This window comes from Brevibacillus sp. SYP-B805 (assembly GCF_011059135.1).
Taxonomy (GTDB): Bacteria; Bacillota; Bacilli; order Brevibacillales; family Brevibacillaceae; genus Brevibacillus_F.
The window spans coordinates 77630-98671 of record NZ_JAALGD010000008.1 but is presented as its reverse complement, the minus strand read 5'-3'; the positions used below and the strand labels follow the sequence as shown (position 1 = coordinate 98671).

17 protein-coding genes are annotated in these 21042 nt (G+C 52.2%); 15 read left to right on the top strand and 2 right to left on the bottom strand.

The features are described 5' to 3' along the window. The first annotated feature begins 58 nt into the window (after positions 1-58). The 14 genes from G3578_RS11615 (at position 59) to G3578_RS11545 (ending at position 15398) form a co-directional block, all read left to right on the top strand. Positions 59-811 carry an SDR family NAD(P)-dependent oxidoreductase gene (locus G3578_RS11615; RefSeq protein WP_165212797.1) on the top strand — a complete coding sequence of 251 codons (753 nt, stop codon included), beginning with the start codon at positions 59-61 and terminating at the stop codon, positions 809-811. Between the two features lie 121 nt (positions 812-932). Further along, a complete protein-coding gene (locus G3578_RS11610) occupies positions 933-2546 on the top strand; it encodes a long-chain-fatty-acid--CoA ligase (protein ID WP_165212795.1) in 1614 nt (537 codons plus the stop codon). Between the two features lie 52 nt (positions 2547-2598). Further along, positions 2599-3462, top strand: a complete 864-nt coding sequence (locus G3578_RS11605; RefSeq protein WP_165212964.1) for a branched-chain amino acid ABC transporter permease — start codon at positions 2599-2601, stop codon at positions 3460-3462. A gap of 1 nt (position 3463) precedes the next feature. Next, a complete protein-coding gene (locus G3578_RS11600; protein ID WP_165212793.1) occupies positions 3464-4495 on the top strand; it encodes a branched-chain amino acid ABC transporter permease in 1032 nt (343 codons plus the stop codon). After that, the gene (locus G3578_RS11595; protein WP_165212791.1) at positions 4492-5265 is read left to right on the top strand and encodes an ABC transporter ATP-binding protein; all 774 of its coding nucleotides are present in this window, start codon (positions 4492-4494) and stop codon (positions 5263-5265) included. Before G3578_RS11600 ends, G3578_RS11595 begins: the two co-directional genes overlap by 4 nt. Further along, the gene (locus G3578_RS11590; RefSeq protein ID WP_165212789.1) at positions 5249-5956 is read left to right on the top strand and encodes an ABC transporter ATP-binding protein; all 708 of its coding nucleotides are present in this window, start codon (positions 5249-5251) and stop codon (positions 5954-5956) included. Before G3578_RS11595 ends, G3578_RS11590 begins: the two co-directional genes overlap by 17 nt. Positions 5957-5997: 41 nt before the next feature. Further along, positions 5998-7200, top strand: a complete 1203-nt coding sequence (locus G3578_RS11585; RefSeq protein ID WP_165212787.1) for an ABC transporter substrate-binding protein — start codon at positions 5998-6000, stop codon at positions 7198-7200. A 194-nt stretch (positions 7201-7394) separates the two neighbouring features. Further along, positions 7395-8153: an SDR family NAD(P)-dependent oxidoreductase gene (locus G3578_RS11580; RefSeq protein WP_165212785.1), complete on the top strand. Its 759-nt coding sequence runs from the start codon at positions 7395-7397 to the stop codon at positions 8151-8153. A 41-nt stretch (positions 8154-8194) separates the two neighbouring features. Further along, entirely contained in the window at positions 8195-9364 is a 1170-nt protein-coding gene (locus G3578_RS11575) for an acyl-CoA dehydrogenase family protein (protein WP_165212783.1), read from the top strand. Positions 9365-9458: 94 nt separating this feature from the next. Further along, a complete protein-coding gene (locus tag G3578_RS11570; protein ID WP_165212781.1) occupies positions 9459-10631 on the top strand; it encodes a thiolase family protein in 1173 nt (390 codons plus the stop codon). A 259-nt stretch (positions 10632-10890) separates the two neighbouring features. Next, the gene (locus G3578_RS11565) at positions 10891-11325 is read left to right on the top strand and encodes a universal stress protein (RefSeq protein ID WP_165212779.1); all 435 of its coding nucleotides are present in this window, start codon (positions 10891-10893) and stop codon (positions 11323-11325) included. 744 nt (positions 11326-12069) lie between these two features. Next, positions 12070-12900: a lipase family protein gene (locus tag G3578_RS11555; RefSeq protein ID WP_165212960.1), complete on the top strand. Its 831-nt coding sequence runs from the start codon at positions 12070-12072 to the stop codon at positions 12898-12900. Positions 12901-12937: 37 nt separating this feature from the next. Continuing rightward, a complete protein-coding gene (locus G3578_RS11550) occupies positions 12938-13828 on the top strand; it encodes a lipase family protein (protein WP_165212777.1) in 891 nt (296 codons plus the stop codon). A gap of 364 nt (positions 13829-14192) precedes the next feature. After that, positions 14193-15398, top strand: a complete 1206-nt coding sequence (locus G3578_RS11545) for a trans-sulfuration enzyme family protein (protein ID WP_165212775.1) — start codon at positions 14193-14195, stop codon at positions 15396-15398. Between the two features lie 66 nt (positions 15399-15464). Here G3578_RS11545 and G3578_RS11540 read toward each other — a convergent pair whose 3' ends face one another. Both G3578_RS11540 and G3578_RS11535 read right to left on the bottom strand, forming a co-directional pair. Then, positions 15465-15821: a glycine zipper domain-containing protein gene (locus tag G3578_RS11540; RefSeq protein ID WP_165212773.1), complete on the bottom strand. Its 357-nt coding sequence runs from the start codon at positions 15819-15821 to the stop codon at positions 15465-15467. 29 nt (positions 15822-15850) lie between these two features. Then, on the bottom strand, positions 15851-16177 hold the full coding sequence (locus G3578_RS11535) for a hypothetical protein (RefSeq protein WP_165212649.1): 327 nt from the start codon (positions 16175-16177) through the stop codon (positions 15851-15853). 142 nt (positions 16178-16319) lie between these two features. On the opposite strand from G3578_RS11535, the gene G3578_RS11530 reads away from it, so the two are divergent. Continuing rightward, positions 16320-21035, top strand: coding sequence for a cation-translocating P-type ATPase (locus G3578_RS11530; protein ID WP_165212771.1), 4716 nt, complete (start codon positions 16320-16322; stop codon positions 21033-21035). The last annotated feature ends 7 nt before the right edge of the window (positions 21036-21042 follow it).

Below are 21042 nucleotides of genomic sequence, written 5' to 3'. Positions count from 1 at the left end.
ATCTCCGTTCCGCGAAACGATGCGGGACGAAACATCGATCTCGAAAGGAGCTTATTTTATGAGAGTGAAAGATCGAGTAGCCATTATTACAGGGTCCGGCCGGGGGATTGGTGCGGCCACCGCATTGCGGCTCGCCGAAGAGGGCGCAAAAGTGACCGTAACAGACATCAATCACACCGCATGCGAGGAAACGGCAGCAGCGATCCGGCGTGCAGGCGGTGAAGCCATCGCGATCCCGTGTGACATCACCAGCCGTCAATCCGTAGAAGAGATGGTGCAAAAAACGGTCGATACGTTCGGACGTCTTGACATCCTGGTGAATAATGCCGGCGTAATCCGGGACAATTTGGTTCATAAAATGACCGATGATGATTGGGACACCGTGATGAACGTACATTTAAAAGGCTCATTTTACGCGACACAAGCAGCACAGCGCTTCATGGTTCCGCAACGATACGGGAAAATCGTGAACTTCAGTTCCACTTCCGCTTTGGGGAATCGGGGACAGCTGAATTACGCGACTGCCAAAGCAGGGCTGCAAGGTTTTACCAAAACGCTGGCCATTGAACTCGGGAAGTTTAACATTAATGTGAATGCAGTAGCGCCCGGATTCATCGAGACCGATATGACAAAGGCAACGGCGGAAAGAATGGGCATCGATTTTGAAGAACTGAAGAAGGCTGCCGCCGAACGTTCCCTTTTGGGCCGAACAGGGAAACCGATTGATATCGCCAATGCGGTTCTGTTCCTCGTTTCCGAAGAGTCAAGCTTTATTACAGGGCAGGTCCTTTACGTACGCGGCGGCATTTAAGGATGCTGCCCCGGTCTTACCATGCATTGCAGGAATCGGTTGCAAGTCGGAACGGGCACTTTCCGCAGCTTGTCTAACCGCGGCAGAGAAGCGTTGATTACAGGGGAAGGGAGGTTTCCTCATGTCGGATACAACGGTTTTTGATGGTGTCAGTTATGTCAAAGGGAAAGCGTTTACCTACGACCTGATGTCACTGCCGGAAATGCTTGATCGGACAGCGGAACAATATAAAGACGGTACGGCGATCATTTTTTATCAACAGCGCATCACATACGGGCAATTGCAAGCATCGACACGCCAGGTAGCGGAAGCCCTGTATCAATCCGGTGTTCGGAAAGGCGACCGGGTCGGCATCATGCTGCCGAACTGTCCGCAGTTTGTCAGCGCCTTTTATGGGGTTCTCCGCCGGGGAGCTGTTGTCGTGCAGCTGAATCCGTTATATACCGAGCGTGAAATTGAGTTTGTCCTGCAAGACTCCGGCGCTGAGGTATTGTTTGTTTTTGCTGACTTGTATGCCAGAGTCCGTCATCTGGCAGGTTATGAAAATTTGAAAAAGGTTATCGTCGTGTCGTTTGCTCCCTCCAGCTTGGAGCTTGCCGGAAATGCGGTCAGATGGGAAGACTTCCTTCCTTCGGGCAGCCCGGTACCGGATGAACCGATCAATCCGGAGGAAGACATAGCCGTCCTTCAATATACGGGAGGGACCACGGGCCGTTCCAAGGGTGCCATGCTGACCCATCGAAATCTGGTAGCCAATGTCCAGCAAATCAACGCACACGCTAGTGAAGATCCGCTTACGGCGGGAGACAAAATCCTGACCGTGATTCCGCTGTTTCACGTCTACGGGATGAACTGCGCGATGAATCTGGGTGTCCTGACCGCGACGACCGTCATCCTCCTTCCGCGGTTCGACGTGCTCGAGGTGTTGCAGACCATCAAGGAACATCGACCGACTTATTTTCCCGGCGTCCCCACCATGTACGTCGCCCTGAATGCTTATCCGGGCGCCGAACAGTACGGGATTGACGCGATTCGGATTTGCAACAGCGGATCCGCCCCGCTTCCGGTTGAGCTGATGCATGCGTTTGAACAAAAAACGGGTGCCAACATGTATGAAGGATACGGGCTTTCTGAGGCTTCTCCAACCACGCATTCCAGTCCACGCAACGGAACCAAGAAACCGGGAAGCATTGGCATACCGCTACCCGGAACGGAAGCCCGGATTGTCGATCATTTGACCGGAACCCGAACCCTTCCGATCGGCGAAGTGGGGGAGCTGGTGATTCGTGGTCCGCAGGTCATGAAGGGGTATTGGAACATGCCGCAGGAAACCGCTCACGCCATTCGGGACGGCTGGCTCTATACCGGTGACCTGGCAAGAGTGGATGAAGATGGATTCTTTTATATCGTGGACCGCAAAAAAGATCTGATCATCGCGAGTGGATACAATGTTTATCCCCGCGAAATTGAAGAGGTTCTCTACACGCATCCCAGTGTCCAGGAAGCGGTGGTGGTCGGCGTGCCCGACGCGTACAGGGGGGAAACGGTAAAAGCTTTCGTTGTTCTAAAACAAGGACAGCATGCCACACCGGAGGAAATCGAGAGTTATTGCCGCCAGCACCTCGCCGCATTTAAAGTGCCGCGAATCATTGAATTCCGCGATTCGCTGCCGAAAACGGCGGTCGGGAAAATCCTCCGGCGGGTCTTGGCGGAAGAAGCAAAGAGTAAAGCGTAAGAAGATTCCGGATATTTTCGGATTCGGAACGATGCCACTGGGGGTGATGGAGATGGAGCTGTTTTTTCAACAGATCGTGAATGGTTTGGTGCTCGGCAGTATTTACAGTCTCGTAGCCCTCGGAATCACCTTGATTTATGGAATTATGCAGCTGCCAAACTTTGCTCATGGTCACCTGTATATGCTCGGAGCTTACTTGACATTGTGGATGATGACCATCTACGGGTTTCGCTATTGGACTGCCATACTCGTCTCGGTGGCAGCGCTGTTTCTCATCGGGATGCTGTTGGAGAGACTGGTGTTTCGGCCGCTGCACAACGCCCCCCATATCAACTCGATGATTGCTGCGGTCGGCGTGATGCTGTTTCTGGAAGCGGTGGCCCGAAAGCTGTGGGGATCGGATTACCGCCGCCTTGATTCCCCCTACGGAGAGGTCATTTCCGTATTCGGCGTCACGATCACGCAGCAACGGGTGATCATCATCGTTGCCGCGATCATCCTGATGATCGGACTGAACCTGTTCCTGAAGCGAACGGTGATCGGATCTACCATCGAAGCGATGGCGCAAAACAGGGAAGGAGCTTTCCTCGTCGGCATCGATGCAAACAAGGTATCCCTGCTGACGTTTGGCATTGCGGCCGGGCTTGCGGCAGCAGCCGCGTCTTTGGCAGCGCCGATTAACCTTGTCTATCCTTCCATGGGCGCGATGGTGAATCTGAAAGCGTTTGTCATTATTGTCCTGGGGGGGATGGGGAGTATCCCCGGTGCCGTCATAGGGGGGTATATACTGGGACTGGCGGAAAGCATATCCGGCACTTATATCAACAGTGAGTACAAGGATTTGGTGGCATTTGTCATCCTGATCCTCATTTTGACGGTGAAACCGACCGGATTGTTCGCAAAGGAGGCCCGCTAACATGAGACGGCACGCTGCCTTCAACAGGGCTTCCAAACTGGCTGTACCCGTACTGCTTCTGTTAGCCGCTGCGATTCCTTGGCTCACCTCCAATCCCTATTATCTTGATATCGTCGTCAAGGTGTTTATCTGGACCATTGTCGTCAACGGCATGAACATCATCGCCGGTTATACGGGACAGTTGTCGTTGGCCCATGCCGGATTTTTCGGCATTGGGGCTTATACATTCGGTCTTCTCATGACAAAAGCGGCAATGCCGTTTCTCCCTTCCCTTGTGATCGCCGTTCTGGTAACAGGACTTGTCGGCAGTGTGGCGGGAATGATCTCGCTTCGCTTAAAGGGGCACTATTTTGCGATCTTTTCCCTCTGCGTCGGAGTGGTCCTTCTGCTGGTTATCGAAAAATGGGAATCGTTGACCGAGGGGGTTCGCGGATTACTGGGGATTCCGATTCCGAAAATCGGCTCGTTTGAATTTGCGAGCATGACATCCCAGTACTACCTCATGCTGTTTTTCCTTGTTCTCACGATGTTTGTCAACCACCGGATTATCCATTCCCTGGTGGGGAGAACATTCATCGCTATTCGGCACAGCGAAGAACTGGCGGAGGCGCTCGGCATCAATGTGATGCGCAACAAAATCATCGCCTTTGTCCATTCTACGGTCCTGGCCGGTTTGGCTGGCGCTTTATATGCAGGATATATCCGCTTCCTTGGACCTGATATTGCCTCCGTGGAACACTCGTTCGACATGCTGCTCTATCTTCTGGTTGGGGGAATCGGAACGCTTTGGGGGCCATTGGTTGGAACGGCGCTGGTCATGATCCTGATGCAATGGCTGCAGTCCTGGCAAGAGTATCGCATGATCATTTTCGGTCCCGTTCTCGTCCTTCTCGTATTGTTTCTCCCGTATGGCATTATCGGCACACTTACCCGTCTCATGCACAAGCGGCGATTGGGGCAGCCATTGACACAGAAGCAGGCGGTAGAACGGTCGGTGCTTCATGATCAAAGCCTTGCGGGAGGGGGAGAATGATGCTGAAAGCGGAGAAATTGACGAAACGATTCGGCGGAAATACGGCTGTCCATGCAGTCGATTTTCACATCAAGCAAGGCGAGATCACAGCCATTATCGGGCCGAACGGGGCGGGGAAAACCACCTTTTTCCATTTGATCAGCGGTTTCCATAAACCAACTTCCGGCAGATTGCTGCTGCAGGGAAAGGATGTAACCGATAAGCCGCCTTATACCATGGCAAAAATGGGGGTGGCTCGCACCTTTCAAACGACGAAACTCTTTGCGGAGGCAACCGTGATCGACAACCTGATCATCGGTCATCGTCTGCGGACCAAAAGCGGGCTGTGGGATGCCGTCATGCGTACCAACAGGTATCGGAAAGAAGAACGTGAATGCAGGGAGAAGGCAATGAAAGCGCTCGAGTTTGTAGGGCTCCCCGAATTGGCGGATCGTCCGGTTGCAAGCATCTCGCAAGAAGCGCAAAAACGAGTGGCCATCGCCTTGGCCTTGTCTACCGACCCCACGCTTGTGCTTTTGGATGAACCTGCGGCGGGCATTAACGCCGATGAAACAAGCGGCATAGCCGCTCTCATCAGAAAGATGAAGGAAGCGGGTCTGACGGTTTGTATTATCGAGCACAAGATGCAGATGATCATGAGCCTTGCTGACCGTATCATGGTCCTCAACCAGGGGATGAAGATTGCGGAAGGAACACCGGAAGAAATCAGCCGGAATGAAACGGTGATCGAGGCTTACCTGGGGGGCGCACATCATGCTCAAACTGATTGATGTTTCCGTCAAGTACGGCAGCTACGAAGCGCTTCATTCCATCAACCTGCACCTGAACGAAGGAGAACTCGTCGTGCTGCTTGGGGCGAACGGAGCGGGGAAAAGCACCATATTCCGTACGATTAGCGGACTCTTGCAGCCATCGACAGGTCACATTCATTTTATGGGCCAATCGATCGGGGGCTGGTCGCCGGACCGGATCGTAAAAGCCGGGATCGCCCAATGCCCCGAAGGCAGAAAACTGTTTCTCGACATGTCGGTGTTAAAAAACCTGATCCTGGGCGGCTACGTACACCGGAAGGATAAAGCGGGAACCGCGCGTATGTTGAAGCAGATCTTTGAATTGTTTCCGATTTTGTACGACAAAAAGGATCAAGCGGCGGGTTCATTAAGCGGAGGCCAGCAGCAAATGGTTGCCATAGCACGCGCCTTAATGGCAAAGCCGAAATTGCTGCTGCTGGATGAGCCTTCAGTCGGACTTGCCCCGCTTGTCGTGGAACAAATGTTTGAGACAATCGCCGAAATCAACCGCAATGGAACAAGTGTACTGTTGGCAGAACAAAATGCCTATGCGGCTCTGCAGATCGCGCACCGCGGCTATCTCATCGAAAACGGGCGGCTCGTATTGGAAGGTTCCAGCAGCAAGCTGCGCAACAATGAGGAGGTGAAACGGGCATACATTGGTGCCTGAAGGAGTGATCGAAGAAAACGAACAGAAAAGGAGAGGATTGCATGAAAAGAACGTGGAAATGTCTTCTTCCCTTATCAGCTGCCGCCATTCTGCTCTGTGCCACGGCGTGCGGCAACCAATCCGCCTCAGTGGGCAGCGGCGGCAGCGAACTAACCAGGGAAATCAGCATCGGGTGGTCCGGACCGCAGAGCGGTGGCGCGGCACTATACGGAAAAAACACGTTGGATGGGCTGCAAATGGCCATTGATGACATCAACAATGCCGGCGGCATCAAGGTGGGCAATGAAACGGTAAAGCTGAAACTGGCAGCGCTGGATGACAAGTATCAACCGAACGAAACGGCCACCAATGCCCGACGCCTCAAAACGGAAAACAATACGACCATTATCTTTACCCCGCATTCGGGCGGCGTGTTTGCGCTGCAAACTTTCAACGTGCAGGAAAAATTCTTGATCGCCGCGTATACGAGCGAACCGAAAGTAACCGCAACCAACAACCCGTTAACCGTCCGAATCCCTCCCCGCTATGACACCTACCCGAAAACATTCTCGGAAGAAATGATGAAGCGCTTTGGCAAAAAGGTGGCGCTGGTTCCCGGTACCCATCAATATGCGAAAGACTGGACAGCGCTGTTCAAGAAGACGTGGACCGAACTGGGCGGCGAAATCGTAGCGGAAAACCCGGTTGATTACAACAAAGAGAGCGATTTCGCACCGGCTGTTACGAAAGCGCTTGCAGGCGGGCCCGATGTTCTGTTTGTCGGCGGGGCTTCCCAACCGACGGCGCTTGTGATCAAAGCGGCGCGGGATCAAGGATTTCACGGCGGGTTTATCGTCATGGATCAGGCGAAAGTGGAAGAAATGGAACCGATTTTGAAAGATCTGAAATTGCTGGAAGGAGTTATTGGAGTCAATCCCGCTTACCTGTACCCGACAGAAGGAACCAAAAAATTCGTCGACAGCTACAAAAAGAGATTTGGTGCCGACAAAATCCCCACCTCCGAAACCGCGTACCATTACATGGCGATGCAGGTGTTCGCCAAAGCGATGGAACTGGCGGGAACAACCGATGATGCCTCTGCCATACGCGCGAAAATCAATGACGCCTGCAAACAGCTTTCGGATGATAACGTTCCGCTGCTGGCGAAAGGGATCACGGAAAACGGCGGATTCATAACCGAACCGAAAGCCACAACGATGGTCGACGGCAAATACGTTCAGATTCCCCTTCCAGCTCAGCAATAACATGCAGGCTGCCGCAAAGGGAGCTTTCCAGGGACGGTGAGAATAGAGTGCCCTTTGCGGCAGCCAATCGGAAATGGACGCTGAAATGGTCAACATACATCCATACCAACCGGTTAGTATAAGATGACCGCTGCCAAGCCAAGCGATGGGCGACTGGTCTTCCGGTCAATCAGAAATGGAAACGAGGGATGAACATGCGGTTTGCCAACAAAGTAGCGATTGTTACCGGCGGTGGAAGCGGAATTGGTCGTGCAACGGCTGTAGAGTTCGCCAGGGAGGGCGCAAAGGTTGTCGTAGCGGATGTCAATCCGCCATCGGGCGAGCAAACGGTACGAACCATCAGGGAGGAAGGGGGAGAAGCCAGTTTTGTAACCGTGGATACATCGTCTTATGAGAGTGTGCAGCATCTCGTCAACAGAACCATCGACATGTACGGCAAACTGGACATCATGTTTAACAATGCCGGCGTATCTGTCAAACAGCGTGATAACGTGCTGGACGTTCCGCCCGATGAATATCATCGCGTTGTTGGCATCAATCAGCATGGCGTTTTCTTTGGGATCCAAGCGGCCGGCAACGCCATGAAAGAAACGGGCGGGGTCATCATCAATACGGCTTCCATCTACGCGTTTATCGCCGATCGCGGCTGTTTCCCCTATCACGCCAGCAAGGCCGCCGTCGTTGCCATGACAAGATCGGCCGCACTGGATTTGGCCCGGTATCGCATACGGGTGGTTGGTATTGCTCCTGGACTGATTGACACCGGCATTGTTGCAGCGTGGAAAGAGGACCCGGAAACATGGAACAAGATTCAGCGCGCCCAAATGCGTGGAAAAGCCGGCCGACCGGAGGAAGTGGCGAAGGTCGTCGCTTTCCTGGCCAGTGACGATGCATCCTTTATGAACGGGCATGTATTCTGCGTCGATGATGGAGCGTCTGCATTTAAGCGTTAGGGACATGTCTGTTGATTCAACTTCGAAAGGGAGAGGTACTGATGCATTTACGCTTGAATGAAGAACAGAAAATGATTCAAAAAACGGTCAGAAAATTCGTGGAAAAAGAGTTGATGCCTCTGGAAACGGAGGTGCTTCGCAATGAAAGGGAAGGCAGACCGGGCATCACGCCCGAGCACAAAAAAGAACTGCAGCTAAAAGCAAAGAAACTGGGATTTTGGGGGATCAACACCCCCGAGGAATACGGTGGGGCAAACCTTGGCCAGATGATGCAAGCGATCGTCGTCATGGAGTTGGCGCGCACCTTCGTCCCCTTCCAATTTGGCGGATTTGCCGACAACATCCTCTATTACTGCAATGAAGAGCAAAAAAAGAAATATCTGATTCCCACCATCAACGGAGAAAGAATTTCCTGTTTCGCCTTCACGGAGCCGGGAGCGGGTTCAGATACCCGCCGGATCAGCATGCGGGCGGAGAAAGATGGGAACGAGTGGGTGCTGAATGGGGAAAAAGTATTCATTACCAATGGAAATGAAGCCGATTTTGCGATGGTATTTGCTGTCACGGACAAGGAGAGGCAGGCAAAGGGCGGGGGTGTAACCTGCTTCCTGGTCGACCGCGATATGGGATGGAAATCCGAGTACATCCATACGATGGGAGAGTGGGGGCCGGCTTCCCTGATCTTTGAGAATGTGCGCGTTCCGGAAGAAAACATCTTGGGCGAATTGCACGGCGGGTATCAACTTGGGCTGGAATGGATCGGATTTGCTCGCTGGATTGTCGGCGCGAGAGCGGTTGGGGCAGCCGAACGCCTGCTTCAAATGGCCATCGATTACGCCAAGCAACGGGTAACATTTGGTCAGCCCATTGCGGAACGACAAGCCATCCAGTGGATGATTGCAGATTCGGCCGTTGAAATTGAGGCGGCCAAGTGGTTGGTCTTCAATGCGGCCTGGATGCTGGATCAGGGGATGGACAATCGCCATTATGCGTCGATGGCCAAATTGTTTGGTGCCAATATGGGAAACCGGGTGGTCGACCGCGTTCTCCAGATCCACGGCGGCATGGGCTATACCAAGGAACTGCCGATCGAACGCTGGTACCGGGAAGCCCGACTGTGGCGCATTTACGACGGAACGGATGAAATCCAGCGGCTGATCATCGCCAGAAATCTGTTAAAAGGATACGTAAAACTGGGAGAGAGTTTGTAATTGGCAGGTATTTTGCGGAGACATGAGGATGAACGGGAGGAGCGCGGCGTACCTGCATGCCATTTTTCCATGAAAGAGAAAGGGAGTGGGAAAGATGAAACGTGATGCGGTGATTGTTGCCGCGGTTCGCACAGCAATCGCCAGAAGCGGAGGAGCATTGGCAACCCTGCCGCCACACTACTACGGTGCAGCTGTGATCAAGGAAGCGATCAAACGTGCTAATCTGAGTCCGGACATGATCGATGATGTGATTTTGGGCAATGTGCTGAGCGGTGGAGGAAATATTGCCCGTTTATGCGCACTGAAAACGGGGTTGTCTTTGGCAATTCCCGGATTAACCGTAGATCGGCAGTGTGGCTCGGGAATCAATGCGATCCTTTTGGCTGCACAGGCGATCAATGCTGGAGATGGCGACGTCTATCTTGCGGGAGGGATTGAAAGTTACAGCCAGGCGCCTTATTTGATGGAGAAACCGGGCAAGTTATACAGTGTGCAGCCACCCAGGTTTATCAGACCCAAATTATCCCCGACGGAAATTGGTAATCCTCCCATGGGCATTACGGCAGAAAATCTTGCCAAAAAATACGGCATTAGCCGTGAAGAGCAAGACGAGTTCGCCCTGAACAGTCAACGCAAGATGGCACGGGCCATGAATGAAAAACGATTTGAGGAACAGATTGTCCCCATCCCGATACCTACCGGAAAAGGAGAAACCGATCTTTTCGATACGGATGAGCATCCCCGGCCGCAAACGACCTTGGAAGGGTTAGCCAAGCTTGCGCCCGCATTCCTGGAAGGAGGGACCGTCACTGCCGGCAACAGTTCCGGCTTGAACGATGCAGCATCCGTGCTTGTCATCATGGCCCGGGAAAAAGCGGAAGCATTAGGGTTGAAGCCTTTCGCTGTCATCCGGGAGCGAGCCATTGCCGGAGTCGATCCGAACATCATGGGGATCGGTCCAGTGCCTGCCACACGCAAGGTATTGGAGAAATCGGGCCTACGCTTGGATGATCTCGATCTCATCGAAATCAATGAAGCGTTTGCCGCTCAAGTCATCGCTTGCGATCGTGAGCTTCAAATGGATCCCAGCAAGGTAAATGTAAACGGAGGAGCGATCGCCCATGGTCACCCGCTGGGAGCTACCGGAGCCATATTAGCAACGAAAGCCGTCTATGAATTACAGCGTATTCAGGGGCACTACGCCTTACTGACAGCCTGCATAGGAGGCGGTCAAGGCATCGCTACGATTTTAGAGCGAGAAACGTAATGGAGTTCCAGCAACAAAGGGCCTGATGTATTCTCGAAAAGAGAGTATCAGGCCCTTTCTTAAGGTTGTAAGTGAAGTTGTCAAATTGCTCCGTCGACGGTTCCAACAATCCTGATAGGAGACCGAAAAAGGGGCGGATTGGAAGGGTAAATTCAGGAAAATCACTGTAACAAATCAGGGGACTCCCCGATTTACGCATCATCTTGAGGGGTATAAATTGGGATCAAATCTCACCATAAACGGCTAGGAGGAATTTATTATGTACCACAAAATTCTAGTCCCCCTCGATGGGTCTCGTCATTCCGAACGCGCACTGCAGGAAGTCATTAAGATTTGTCAAGGACAGGAGAAGGAATACGAAGTGACGCTGCTCCATGTCGTTCCCCCGTTGACACCAGGAGTGAATGCGTTTCTGCATGATACCGACATTGATGTAGACGGTGTAATTAGACGTCAGGGAGAAGAAGTTCTGGCGAAGGGGGCGGAAGCGTTGAAAGCTGCCGGAATTTCCTTTCTCATCGATGTCAAAGTCGGCGATCCCGCACAGGAGATCTGCATCCAGAGCAAGTACGAAAACTATGATCTGATCGTCATGGGAAGTCGAGGACTTGGATATTTCAAGGAACTGATGCTTGGTAGTGTCAGCCATAAAGTCCTGCAAAACGCCGAATGTCCCATACTGATTGTGAAATAGCGCGAACGTCCAAGTCTACCTATGACTTGTGCTCGATTATGCTGCCGGATAGCGGACACATTCAAGAGCTCGAGGCGGAATGGAAGAACCGGAAACGATCCAGCTTTCATGAGAGCGCCTGTTCTGCCGGAATTGAAAGGGCATGTTCAACGAACGGCGCCGATTTCGCAACATGACACAAGAATAGCACCTCGCTGACTCGTATGCGTACGATTGGGCGGAGGTGCTTTCCTTTTGCACGGTTTGTCCAGGATCCCGGTATCAGCAAAAATGAGAACATGCAGAAAGAGACGCATTTTCCGAAAAGCAGAACGCTGCCGGTCGGCTGTTTCGGCAATTGCAGGGCACGCTAAATAAAAAAAGGAAAGAGTACGGCAATCCGGTTCAACACGCTGCGGATCCGGATCGAACGCATCAATGCCAACGCCCTCGCCTTGGCAGAATTTCTGGAAAAGCAGCCGCAGATCGATCTTGAGTCCATACGGGTACGGCAAATGGACTTGATCGGAACCAACACGCATGTATCTGCTGCAATATTTCCTCCGTACAAGCACTCACTCATGTAACAAAGCATAGGCTCATAAAGGGGCAGCCGACTGGCCCAAAGAGAGAAGCACACTAATATGAGGTGGCCAAATCCACCTGACGGGGTCAACCTGTAGGCGGGAAGTGCCAACATTAAAATGAAAAAATATTTTGAAAAAGCAACAAAAAATACAGATCAAGCCGAAAGGAATTGTATTTATGGTTTTCTCAGCCAAAAAGAACATTTTTAATAGTAAAACTGCAATATTCCTTGCAGCAATGAACTATCAGACATATCCATTCTTGTCTGAAGGGAAGCTGATCTTGCCAAAAGGCTTTACCCTTCGATATACCATTCGCGCTTTTGCTGACGTGGAGAATCCTACGGAATTAGTATTCGGTTTTATTGCTGAGTCACAAGATCAAATCATTATAGTGTTTAGAGGCTACGCTGCATATCCTGCGGATCTATTAGCAGCCTATGACATACTTCAAGTTCCATACCCTTTTGTTAGAAACGGGGGGAAAACCTCGCGTGGATTTACATGTATGTATCAATCGACAAGAAACGAATTGATCAGAGAATTAACCAAGCTATCTGCAACAAAAAGACTGTTTGTTACCGGTCACAACTACGGGGGAGCTTTGGCAACGTTGGCTGCTTTGGATATTGCAGTGAATAGCGAGTTTAAGAATCCCATCGTGTATACGTATGGCAGTCCGCGTGTCGGAGACCCTGTCTTTGCTTTCCGATTCAACCAAGCGGTAAAAAACAGTATACGAATTGTTAATATTCATGACTCTTATCCGACGTTTCCGGATAAAGCGTATCCGCCGCCTTTCACCGAGGAAGGTTTATACTATCAACATGTAAAAACAAAGGTTCCGGTCTCTTTTCAACTGAATGATACGCCGCGTAATGATGGGATTGCCTGCTATTTTAAAAACCTCAGCAAAATGAATCCTGATTTTTCGAAATCATTATGTGATGAAAATCCAGGTTTTTGTCCCGATACCGAAATGTGTATTCCGTTTCGAGGTACATGCTAGCGCCTGAACCCTTGTATCTGAGAAAGGAGCTGCATAGATGAATATCCCAAGCATAACGTATATGTTTAACAGTGAAGATGCGATCTTGCTTGCGGCCATGATCAATCAGTCATATCAGCTTTTTGAAAAGGGAACGCTACTCTTGCCGAAAGGATTTACCCTTCGATATACCATTCGCGCTCTTGCTGGAGTTGAGAAGCCGGAAGCGGAAGTTTTTGGTTTTGTTGCAGAGTCACAAGATACCATCATTATAGCTTTGAGAGGAACTCGAACATTTGAGGACAATGAGTCGGACCAAGACTTGTATCAAGTACCATTTCCTTTCGTCAGAAATGCAGGAAAAACCCATCGCGGATTCACATGTATCTATCAATCGGCAAGAAACGAATTGATCAGAGAATTAAACAAGCTTTCTACAACAAAAAGACTAATGGTTACAGGCCACAGTTTGGGAGGAGGTTTAGCCGTATTAGCTGCTTTGGATCTTGCGGTGAACACCGGGTTTAAAAATCCTATCGTGTATACGTATGGCAGTCCGCGTGTCGGAGACCCTGACTTTGTTTCTCGATTCAACCAAACGGTTAGGAATAGTATTCGGATTTTCAATGTCCATGACATTATTCCCACTTTACCGGCTAACGCGTATCCGCCTCCGTTTACAAAGAAAGGATTATTCTATCAGCATGTAGACACGAAGGTTCCGCTCTCTTTCCAGCTGAACAGTTTAGCTGTTCGCAATCATGAGATTGTCTGCTATTTTAAAAACCTCAGCCAACAGAATCCTGATTTTACCAAGGCATTATGTACGGAAAACCCGGGATTTTGTCCCGATACGGGAATATGCGTTCCGTTTTTAGAAATATGCAGGGAGAATCATTTGGTAGATTCCCGCTGGTCATCGTCTTCGCCCAGGAAACGCGAGACGTAGCCACCAGGGAGATAAATCCCCTCTCACTAATCCTGATGTCCATTATATTACTGAAATCACTGATCCTGATGAGCTAGGGCCAAAGATGATTAGTGACTACGGCTACACAGCCAATGAAGACTTGTTTATTTTTAACTATGAAGCAGATGGGTTTGATGGTAATGTTCGGGAGCACCTTGCTGACTCGTATGCGTACGATTGAGCGGAGGTGCTTTCCTTTTGCACGGTTTGTCCTGGATCCCGGTATCAGATAAAATGAGAACATGCAGAAAGAAACGAATCTTCCGAAAAGCAGAACGCTGCCGGTCGGCTGATTCGGCAATTGCAGAGCAAGTTAAATAAAAAAGGAAAGAGGAGATGGAGCATGGACAAACGCAATCATCATGGTGGGACAGATCACGCTGATCTACGGGACGAAACCTTGGTTATTCATGCCGATGACGGGTTGGCCAACGATGGGGGGATTGCCCCCGCGATTTATTACACGGCCACGTTCCGTGCACAGAATGCAGCCGAATTCGCGGACATGGCGGGAACTCCGCGTCACCCCCGCTATTACACGCGCTACGGCAATCCGGTTCATGAGCGGGTAAAAAAGATAATGGCTGAGCTGGAAGGTACGGAAACAGCGCTGGTTACCGGCTCCGGGATGGGGGCGATAGCCACGACTCTTCTTGCGCTGGTCAGCGCAGGCGATCATGTGATTGCCCAGACCCGGCATTACATGAGCACCGCCAAGATCATGGACGAGATGCTGCCGCGATTTGGCGTTGAAGTGACCCTGGTTGAGCAGGCCGACGTCTCCGCCTTTGCCGATGCAATTCGGCCCAATACGAAGCTGATCATGGTGGAGACGCCTGCCAATCCGACCTTGGTGGTGACAGATCTGGCAGCCGTAGTATCATTGGCCCGACCGCGCGGCATTATCGTGGTAGCAGACAACACATTTGCGTCGCCGATCAATCAGCGGCCGCATGATCTGGGTGTCGATGTGGTTGTGCACAGTGCAACCAAGTATTTGGGCGGCCATCATGATTTGACGGCGGGGGTGATCTGCACCAGCGAGGAGTTAGCCGAGCGGATCTGGCACACGCATATTTCCCTCGGTTCGGTCCTTTCTCCGATGGATGCGTGGCTGCTCTTGCGCGGCCTGCGTACGCTGCCGGTTCGGATGGACCGCATCAACGCCAACGCCCTCGCCTTGGCCGAATTTCTGGAGAAGCAGCCGCAGATCGAGCGGGTGTATTACCCCGGTCTTCCCAGCCATCCCCAACACGACTTGGCGAAACGCCAGATGCGTGGTTTCGGGGCGGTGATCGCCTTTGCCATCAAAGGCGGCTATGAAGAGACGCAGCGCTTCGTTTCCACCCTGAAACTGTCGCAAAACGCGGTCAGCCTGGGCGGGGTCGATTCCCTGGTGGTACATACCGCGGCGATGTGGGAAGGCGTGATGACCGAGGAGCAGATGCGGATCGCCGGGATTCCGTCCAATTTCGTACGCTTCTCGGTCGGCATCGAGCATATCGAAGACCTGAAAGCGGATGTGCTGCAGGCGCTGCGGGCGGTTTGAACTAGGTAATCGGGGTTGAAAAAGCCGACTATCCCCTGTAAAGGGAATCGTCGGCTTTCCCTCATGTTAATGGGGCTGTTGTGCAGTCGATTGCTGGGTCACAGGTTGCATCATGTTCTGCGTGATCTGGGTGTTAAACAGCGCATTGCCCGCCTGATAGCCAACGGTGCGACCGATTCTGTCGCCCAGCATGCCCCCCAAGATGGCGCCGATTACCGTGCCGACGCCAGGCAGTATGGATGTACCCAAAATCCCTCCGTATTCCACCCCCGCCATCACGCCAAGAGCCCCGGTTACATTGCCTGTGGTTCTGATGAAGTAGTTCGTTTTATCCAACTGACCATTGGCCCAGGCGTTCGTATCCTGCACCTGCGTCATTCCGCCGGATATAACTCCAGCCCACAAAGAGCTCCCTTCAAACATGTGTGTACCTCCTATCCAGTTTTGTTTGCTTACATTTTGAGTGTGCCCAATTGGTTCTTCATAAACTCATCGCTCAACGCATTATGTACATTTCCCATGGGAAATGCTTCCATGCCGGTTGTTTCGAACGATCCATCCTGCAAACGGTCATGCCGTTTCACCGGCATGGCATTGTTCGCGGCAGATTCCCGCTGGCTGCCGATTCCCGCTGCTGCCATTTTTACCTGATCCGTCAGTTCCAGCAGCAGTTCCGTTCCCTTAACCGCCCACTTTCGCACTGTTTTTCGGGCATCCGGTGAAACGGAAAGGATAACCGCTGCTGCAACGAAGGCGACTCCAAGCGGTGATTTTATCATTCGTCGATCCTCCTTTCATTTCATAAAAAGGATTTCACAAAACGGGCAAAAATATGCGGGGAAGCCTATGACGTATAAAATGTCCTGCAATGCCAATAATACACAGACATCAGGCATCAGAGAGAAGATAAGGAGAGACGTCATGCATTCGCTGGAGTTCAAAAAAAGATTTCTGCGCATATTGCCGGGACGTATCCGCGTGGAAATTTGCGGCCTGCAGCAGAATGCGAAAACCGCAGAGCTGCTCAAATCCCGTTTTTCTACTGTCAAAGGAATCTGCAAGGTAGATCCCTGTACAGCATCCGGCCGGCTGCTCGTCGTCTATGACGAGAAAACGATAGGAGCACGCGAGATATTGGGGATCATTCAGGCAGTGGAGCGGCACATGCTGCAACAGGAGCAGGAGCTTTCTGCTTCGGACAGCCTGAATCAACCGATGGGCGGTCCGATAGAGGGGAAAGCGGAAGCTGCGGCAGCGATGGAAACGGAAACGGTCAGTAAGGAAGATCAGGCAGCTTTCCCTCCTTTGGATGACGGCATCACCTATGTGCCGAAAATGTTGGGCAAAAAAAGATATCTGGCAGCCAACGTTCCGCTTCCGCTCGCCGTATCCATGGGCGGTTTGGCTCTGCTGGGTCTGAAACGGCTGTGGATGGGGCGTTCTGCTCTCGCCAGCAGGCCCGGACCTTTTTATTTGTCCGCATTGGTTTCCATCGCCACGGGCTATCCTTTGATCAGGCGCGGGTTGCGGCAGTATTCCCAGGACCGGAAGTGGAATACCGATCTTATTTTGGGGGCAAGTGCGCTGGCGCTGGCATTGGTACGTGAGAATTTGATCGTGCTGGCAGGCATCAGCATCCTGCAGTATGTGGAATGGCAGCGAAGTCAAGCCTCTTTAAAGGGGGAGAAAGAAGCGAGCCTACCGCCGGAGATACAGCGGTATGCCGAAAAAGCGGGAAAATGGGGCATGATTGCGGCGGGAGCGGCATGGGCGTTGACACGTGATCCCCTGCGCGGCATTGCGGTTCTCCTGGCGGCCAATCCCCGAATCGCCACCCTGCCGGCGGAAGTTGCGTGGAAACAGGCTGAACAGGTATCCCATCACAGGCATTACCCGATTCCGGCCAACGGCACGCTGGCCAAGCTTGCGCACCCGAAAACCCTATTGGTGGAAGACAGTTCTTTTTTGTTTGCGAACAAACAAGATGATCTTCAGTTCATGACCAAGGAAAAAGAGCCGGAGAAGATCGTCTGCCTGGCTGCTTCCCTGATGAAAAAGGGCAACCATCCTTGGAAAGAGGACATTTGGGAGAAAGCAGAGCAAACATGCCGGACGATCCGAACCGCCTATCAGGTTGAAACGGATGAACATGGCATACAGGGAAAGGTGAACGGATCGCTCGTCTTCGTCGGAAATTTTGAGTACTTGCAGCAGAAAGGAATTGATTGCAGCGACTATCTGCTTGATGCGAAAAGGTTAAGCAAAAAAGGCTGTCACGTCCTGTTCATCGGGAAACAGGCAAGCAAAGGCGGAGCATGTGTGGGGCTGTTATTCCGTCAGCAGGAAATCGCGTCACGCTGCGGTGAAACCATCCATGCGTTCTCGCAAAAAGGATGGCGCATCGGCATCCTGCATAACTCTTTGAACATGGAACCAACCATGTTCTCGAAACATGGTGTGGATACCGGTTGGCTTGCCTTGCAGCCAGAGGAACTCGTTGAACAGATCGCCGTCAAGCGGCAGCAAGGGGAAGAGGTGCTTTTTGTCGCCGGCGAACAGCCAAGCCCGAGCCAGGCGTATTTGAATGAGATGGGAATCCCTTCGATTGAGTTCCACAGGCTGCCTGAGCTGTTGGAAACGGTTGGATATGCGGAACAAGTGGATCAGACCGTTCGTCAGCATTTTGGATGGGCCAAATGCTGGAATGGGATTGCCACCGCCTTGGCGACATTCGGCGTGCTGTCCGCGCCGGTCGTCAACTTGGCCGCTGATGCCTTGTCGCTTGTATTCCTGGCCAGGGCCAAAACAAGCAGCGAGAAGACCGCTACGATCCCACCGGCCCTCAACATGTATCAGCCTGAAGTGGCGGCCGCTGCTGAAACGACTCCCGTTTCATGGCATGCCGTTTCCTGGAAAGAAGCGGCTAATTATTTCATGGTAGACGCGCGCCTTGGCTTGTCGACTTCCCAGGTGGCTGAGTTAAGAAACAGGTTTGGCAGCAACCGGTTGGAAGAAAGAAAACCAACCTCCTGGCTGACATCGTTTTTGGGACAATTTAAGGAGTTTCCTTCGCTCATTCTGCTCGGCACATGCGCGCTGTCGGTCGTCACCGGCGGGTTGTTTGACGGAATCGCGATGGGGTGTATTTTGCTTGCCAATGCGGCCATCGGCGTCATTCAGGAACGAAAGGCGGAAGAAGCGGTAGCAGCCCTGGACGCGTTTCAAGTGCCCATGTGCAAGGTGATCAGAGACGGTCAGCAGCTGGAGATTTCCGCAAGCGAATTGGTTCCCGGCGATATCGTCGCGGTTGAGGCAGGAGATCGGGTCCCTGCGGATTTGCGTCTCATGCAATCTTCATTTTTGCAGGTAAATGAATCGGCTTTGACCGGCGAGTCGCTGCCTGTCGAAAAAGAGGATTGCCTGACAGACGCAGAATGCCCGCTTCCCGAACGAAAAAACATGCTGTACATGGGAACGGACGTTTGCAGAGGGAAGGGTATGGGCATCGTCGTGCAAACCGGCATGGGTACGGAACTCGGCCATCTATCTGCTCTCTTGCATGCGGAAGAGATAGAAACGACTCCCTTGCAGGAGAAGGTAGCGTCGATCAGCAAGAAATTTGTCAAGGGGGCGTTTCTTGCGGCAGGGGTTGTCTTCCTGGCGGGGCTTTTCCGGGGGATACCGGTTTCGCAGATGATCACCACATCCATCACGCTGGCCGCTTCTGCCATACCGGAAGGCCTTCCGGTAACCATCACGATTGCTCTCACGGCAGGTGTTTTTCGCATGGCCAAGAAAAACGCTTTGATCCGCAAGCTGTTTGCATTGGAATCCCTCGGGCGGGTCACCGTGATTTGTACCGACAAGACAGGGACGTTAACCAAGAATGAAATGACGGTAAAAGCGATCGCAACGGCAGACAGGGCATTCACTGTCACAGGAACCGGGTATGAACCGATCGGGATAATCGAGGAAATCGGCATCGAAGCCGCTGCGGCTTCTGCTGTTCCCGCGGTTTCCGAAAGCGCGATTGAAAGCCGTTCAAATGCCGACCTGGAGCGTCTTCTGCAGATTTGTCTGCTGTGCAACAACAGCAAGCTTGAGCAGCAGGACGGTCAATGGATCGTCAAAGGCGACCCCACGGAGGGAGCGCTGCTTACACTGGCGGCAAAGGCAGGATACTGGCAGCAGAACATGACCCATTGGCATCGCGGGTTGGAGGTTCCGTTTGACTCCAGTACCGGCAAAATGAGCGTCATGTGCAAAGATACCGCATCAGGCAAGGATTGCTATGTGTTTTCGAAAGGTGCCGTGGAAACGATCCTCCGTCATTGCAACAGATATCAGGTAAATGGCAGGATTTTGCCGCTGACGGAAGCCCAGAAACAGGCGATCATGTTGCAAAATGAAAAACTGTCTCAACATGCATTGCGGGTGTTGGCGTTTGCCTATCGTCCCTTGGAAAAAGATGAAGCGGAGGGTATTGACGAAAACGAAATGATTTACGTCGGTTTAGCCGGGATGATCGATCCGCCGAAACCGTATGTGGACAAAAGCATCGCCGAGGCACGTTCCCTCGGCATCAAACCGGTCATGATTACCGGCGATCACCCGATTACCGCGATCGCTATCGCGAGACAACTGGGCATTTACGATGGCACGCAAAAGGTGTTATCCGGTCATGAGCTGGACCGGCTGTCGGATGAAGAATTGAGCCGGCAGATTGATGATGTGTCCGTATTCGCCCGGGTTACCCCGGACCATAAGCTGCGGATTGTCAAGGCCCTGCAGAAACGCGGCCATATCGTGGCGATGACAGGGGACGGGGTGAACGATTCCCCGGCCATCAAACAAGCCAATGTGGGGATCGCCATGGGGCTCACCGGTACGGAAGTGACCAAACAGGCGGCCGATATGGTGCTGATTGAAGATCATTTTGGTTCCATCGTCGATGGTGTAAAAAATGGCAGAACCATTATCGGCAACATCCGGAAAGCGCTTGGCTGCTTGTTAACCGGTAATCTCGCGGAAATCCTCGTCACAAGCATGGCGGTGATCGCAGGCCTTCCCATCCCGCTGGTTCCGATTCAAATCTTGTTGATGAACCTGCTGACCGATGCGCTGCCTGCGATGATTCTGGCTGTCAATCCGGGTAACAAAAACAAGCAGCTGTCGCGGACCGACATCGCTGATGCGGAACTGTACCGGAAAATCGTCACCAGAGGCGTTTTACTGGGGGCTGCGTCACTGGGGCTGTTTGCCTTCAGCCTGGCTTCAGGTGCGTCTCTCGCGCTGGCGCAAACGGTGGCTTTTACCACCTTGGTGACCGGCCAATTGCTGCAAACCTTCTCTTGGAGACAGGAAGGATCGGAAGAATCGATCCGGGATTGGTCAACGGATCGCTTCTTCATGGGAGCGCTGGGAGCTTCATGGCTGGCGCTGCTAACCGCCCTCTACCTGCCGCCCGTGGCAAGATTTTTCCACACCGTGCCGATACCATTGGGTTATTGGGTGCCGATCCTGCTCGTCGGTGGCTCGGTATCCATTCTCTCGAAACCGGCCTTCTCCCTCCTTGCCAAAATGTCGAAGAAGCAAGAGACGATTACACTCAACAATCCCTATGCTGTGGCCATGTAGCGTCCAC

What these genes read in the sequence shown, in the direction of transcription:
- G3578_RS11615 (WP_165212797.1), top strand. Translation starts at nt 59, where the DNA reads ATGAGAGTGAAAGATCGAGTAGCCATTATTACAGGGTCCGGCCGGGGG.
- G3578_RS11610 (WP_165212795.1), top strand. Translation starts at nt 933, where the DNA reads ATGTCGGATACAACGGTTTTTGATGGTGTCAGTTATGTCAAAGGGAAA.
- G3578_RS11605 (WP_165212964.1), top strand. Translation starts at nt 2,599, where the DNA reads ATGGAGCTGTTTTTTCAACAGATCGTGAATGGTTTGGTGCTCGGCAGT.
- G3578_RS11600 (WP_165212793.1), top strand. Translation starts at nt 3,464, where the DNA reads ATGAGACGGCACGCTGCCTTCAACAGGGCTTCCAAACTGGCTGTACCC.
- G3578_RS11595 (WP_165212791.1), top strand. Translation starts at nt 4,492, where the DNA reads ATGATGCTGAAAGCGGAGAAATTGACGAAACGATTCGGCGGAAATACG.
- G3578_RS11590 (WP_165212789.1), top strand. Translation starts at nt 5,249, where the DNA reads ATGCTCAAACTGATTGATGTTTCCGTCAAGTACGGCAGCTACGAAGCG.
- G3578_RS11585 (WP_165212787.1), top strand. Translation starts at nt 5,998, where the DNA reads ATGAAAAGAACGTGGAAATGTCTTCTTCCCTTATCAGCTGCCGCCATT.
- G3578_RS11580 (WP_165212785.1), top strand. Translation starts at nt 7,395, where the DNA reads ATGCGGTTTGCCAACAAAGTAGCGATTGTTACCGGCGGTGGAAGCGGA.
- G3578_RS11575 (WP_165212783.1), top strand. Translation starts at nt 8,195, where the DNA reads ATGCATTTACGCTTGAATGAAGAACAGAAAATGATTCAAAAAACGGTC.
- G3578_RS11570 (WP_165212781.1), top strand. Translation starts at nt 9,459, where the DNA reads ATGAAACGTGATGCGGTGATTGTTGCCGCGGTTCGCACAGCAATCGCC.
- G3578_RS11565 (WP_165212779.1), top strand. Translation starts at nt 10,891, where the DNA reads ATGTACCACAAAATTCTAGTCCCCCTCGATGGGTCTCGTCATTCCGAA.
- G3578_RS11555 (WP_165212960.1), top strand. Translation starts at nt 12,070, where the DNA reads ATGGTTTTCTCAGCCAAAAAGAACATTTTTAATAGTAAAACTGCAATA.
- G3578_RS11550 (WP_165212777.1), top strand. Translation starts at nt 12,938, where the DNA reads ATGAATATCCCAAGCATAACGTATATGTTTAACAGTGAAGATGCGATC.
- G3578_RS11545 (WP_165212775.1), top strand. Translation starts at nt 14,193, where the DNA reads ATGGACAAACGCAATCATCATGGTGGGACAGATCACGCTGATCTACGG.
- G3578_RS11540 (WP_165212773.1), bottom strand. Translation starts at nt 15,821, where the DNA reads ATGTTTGAAGGGAGCTCTTTGTGGGCTGGAGTTATATCCGGCGGAATG.
- G3578_RS11535 (WP_165212649.1), bottom strand. Translation starts at nt 16,177, where the DNA reads ATGATAAAATCACCGCTTGGAGTCGCCTTCGTTGCAGCAGCGGTTATC.
- G3578_RS11530 (WP_165212771.1), top strand. Translation starts at nt 16,320, where the DNA reads ATGCATTCGCTGGAGTTCAAAAAAAGATTTCTGCGCATATTGCCGGGA.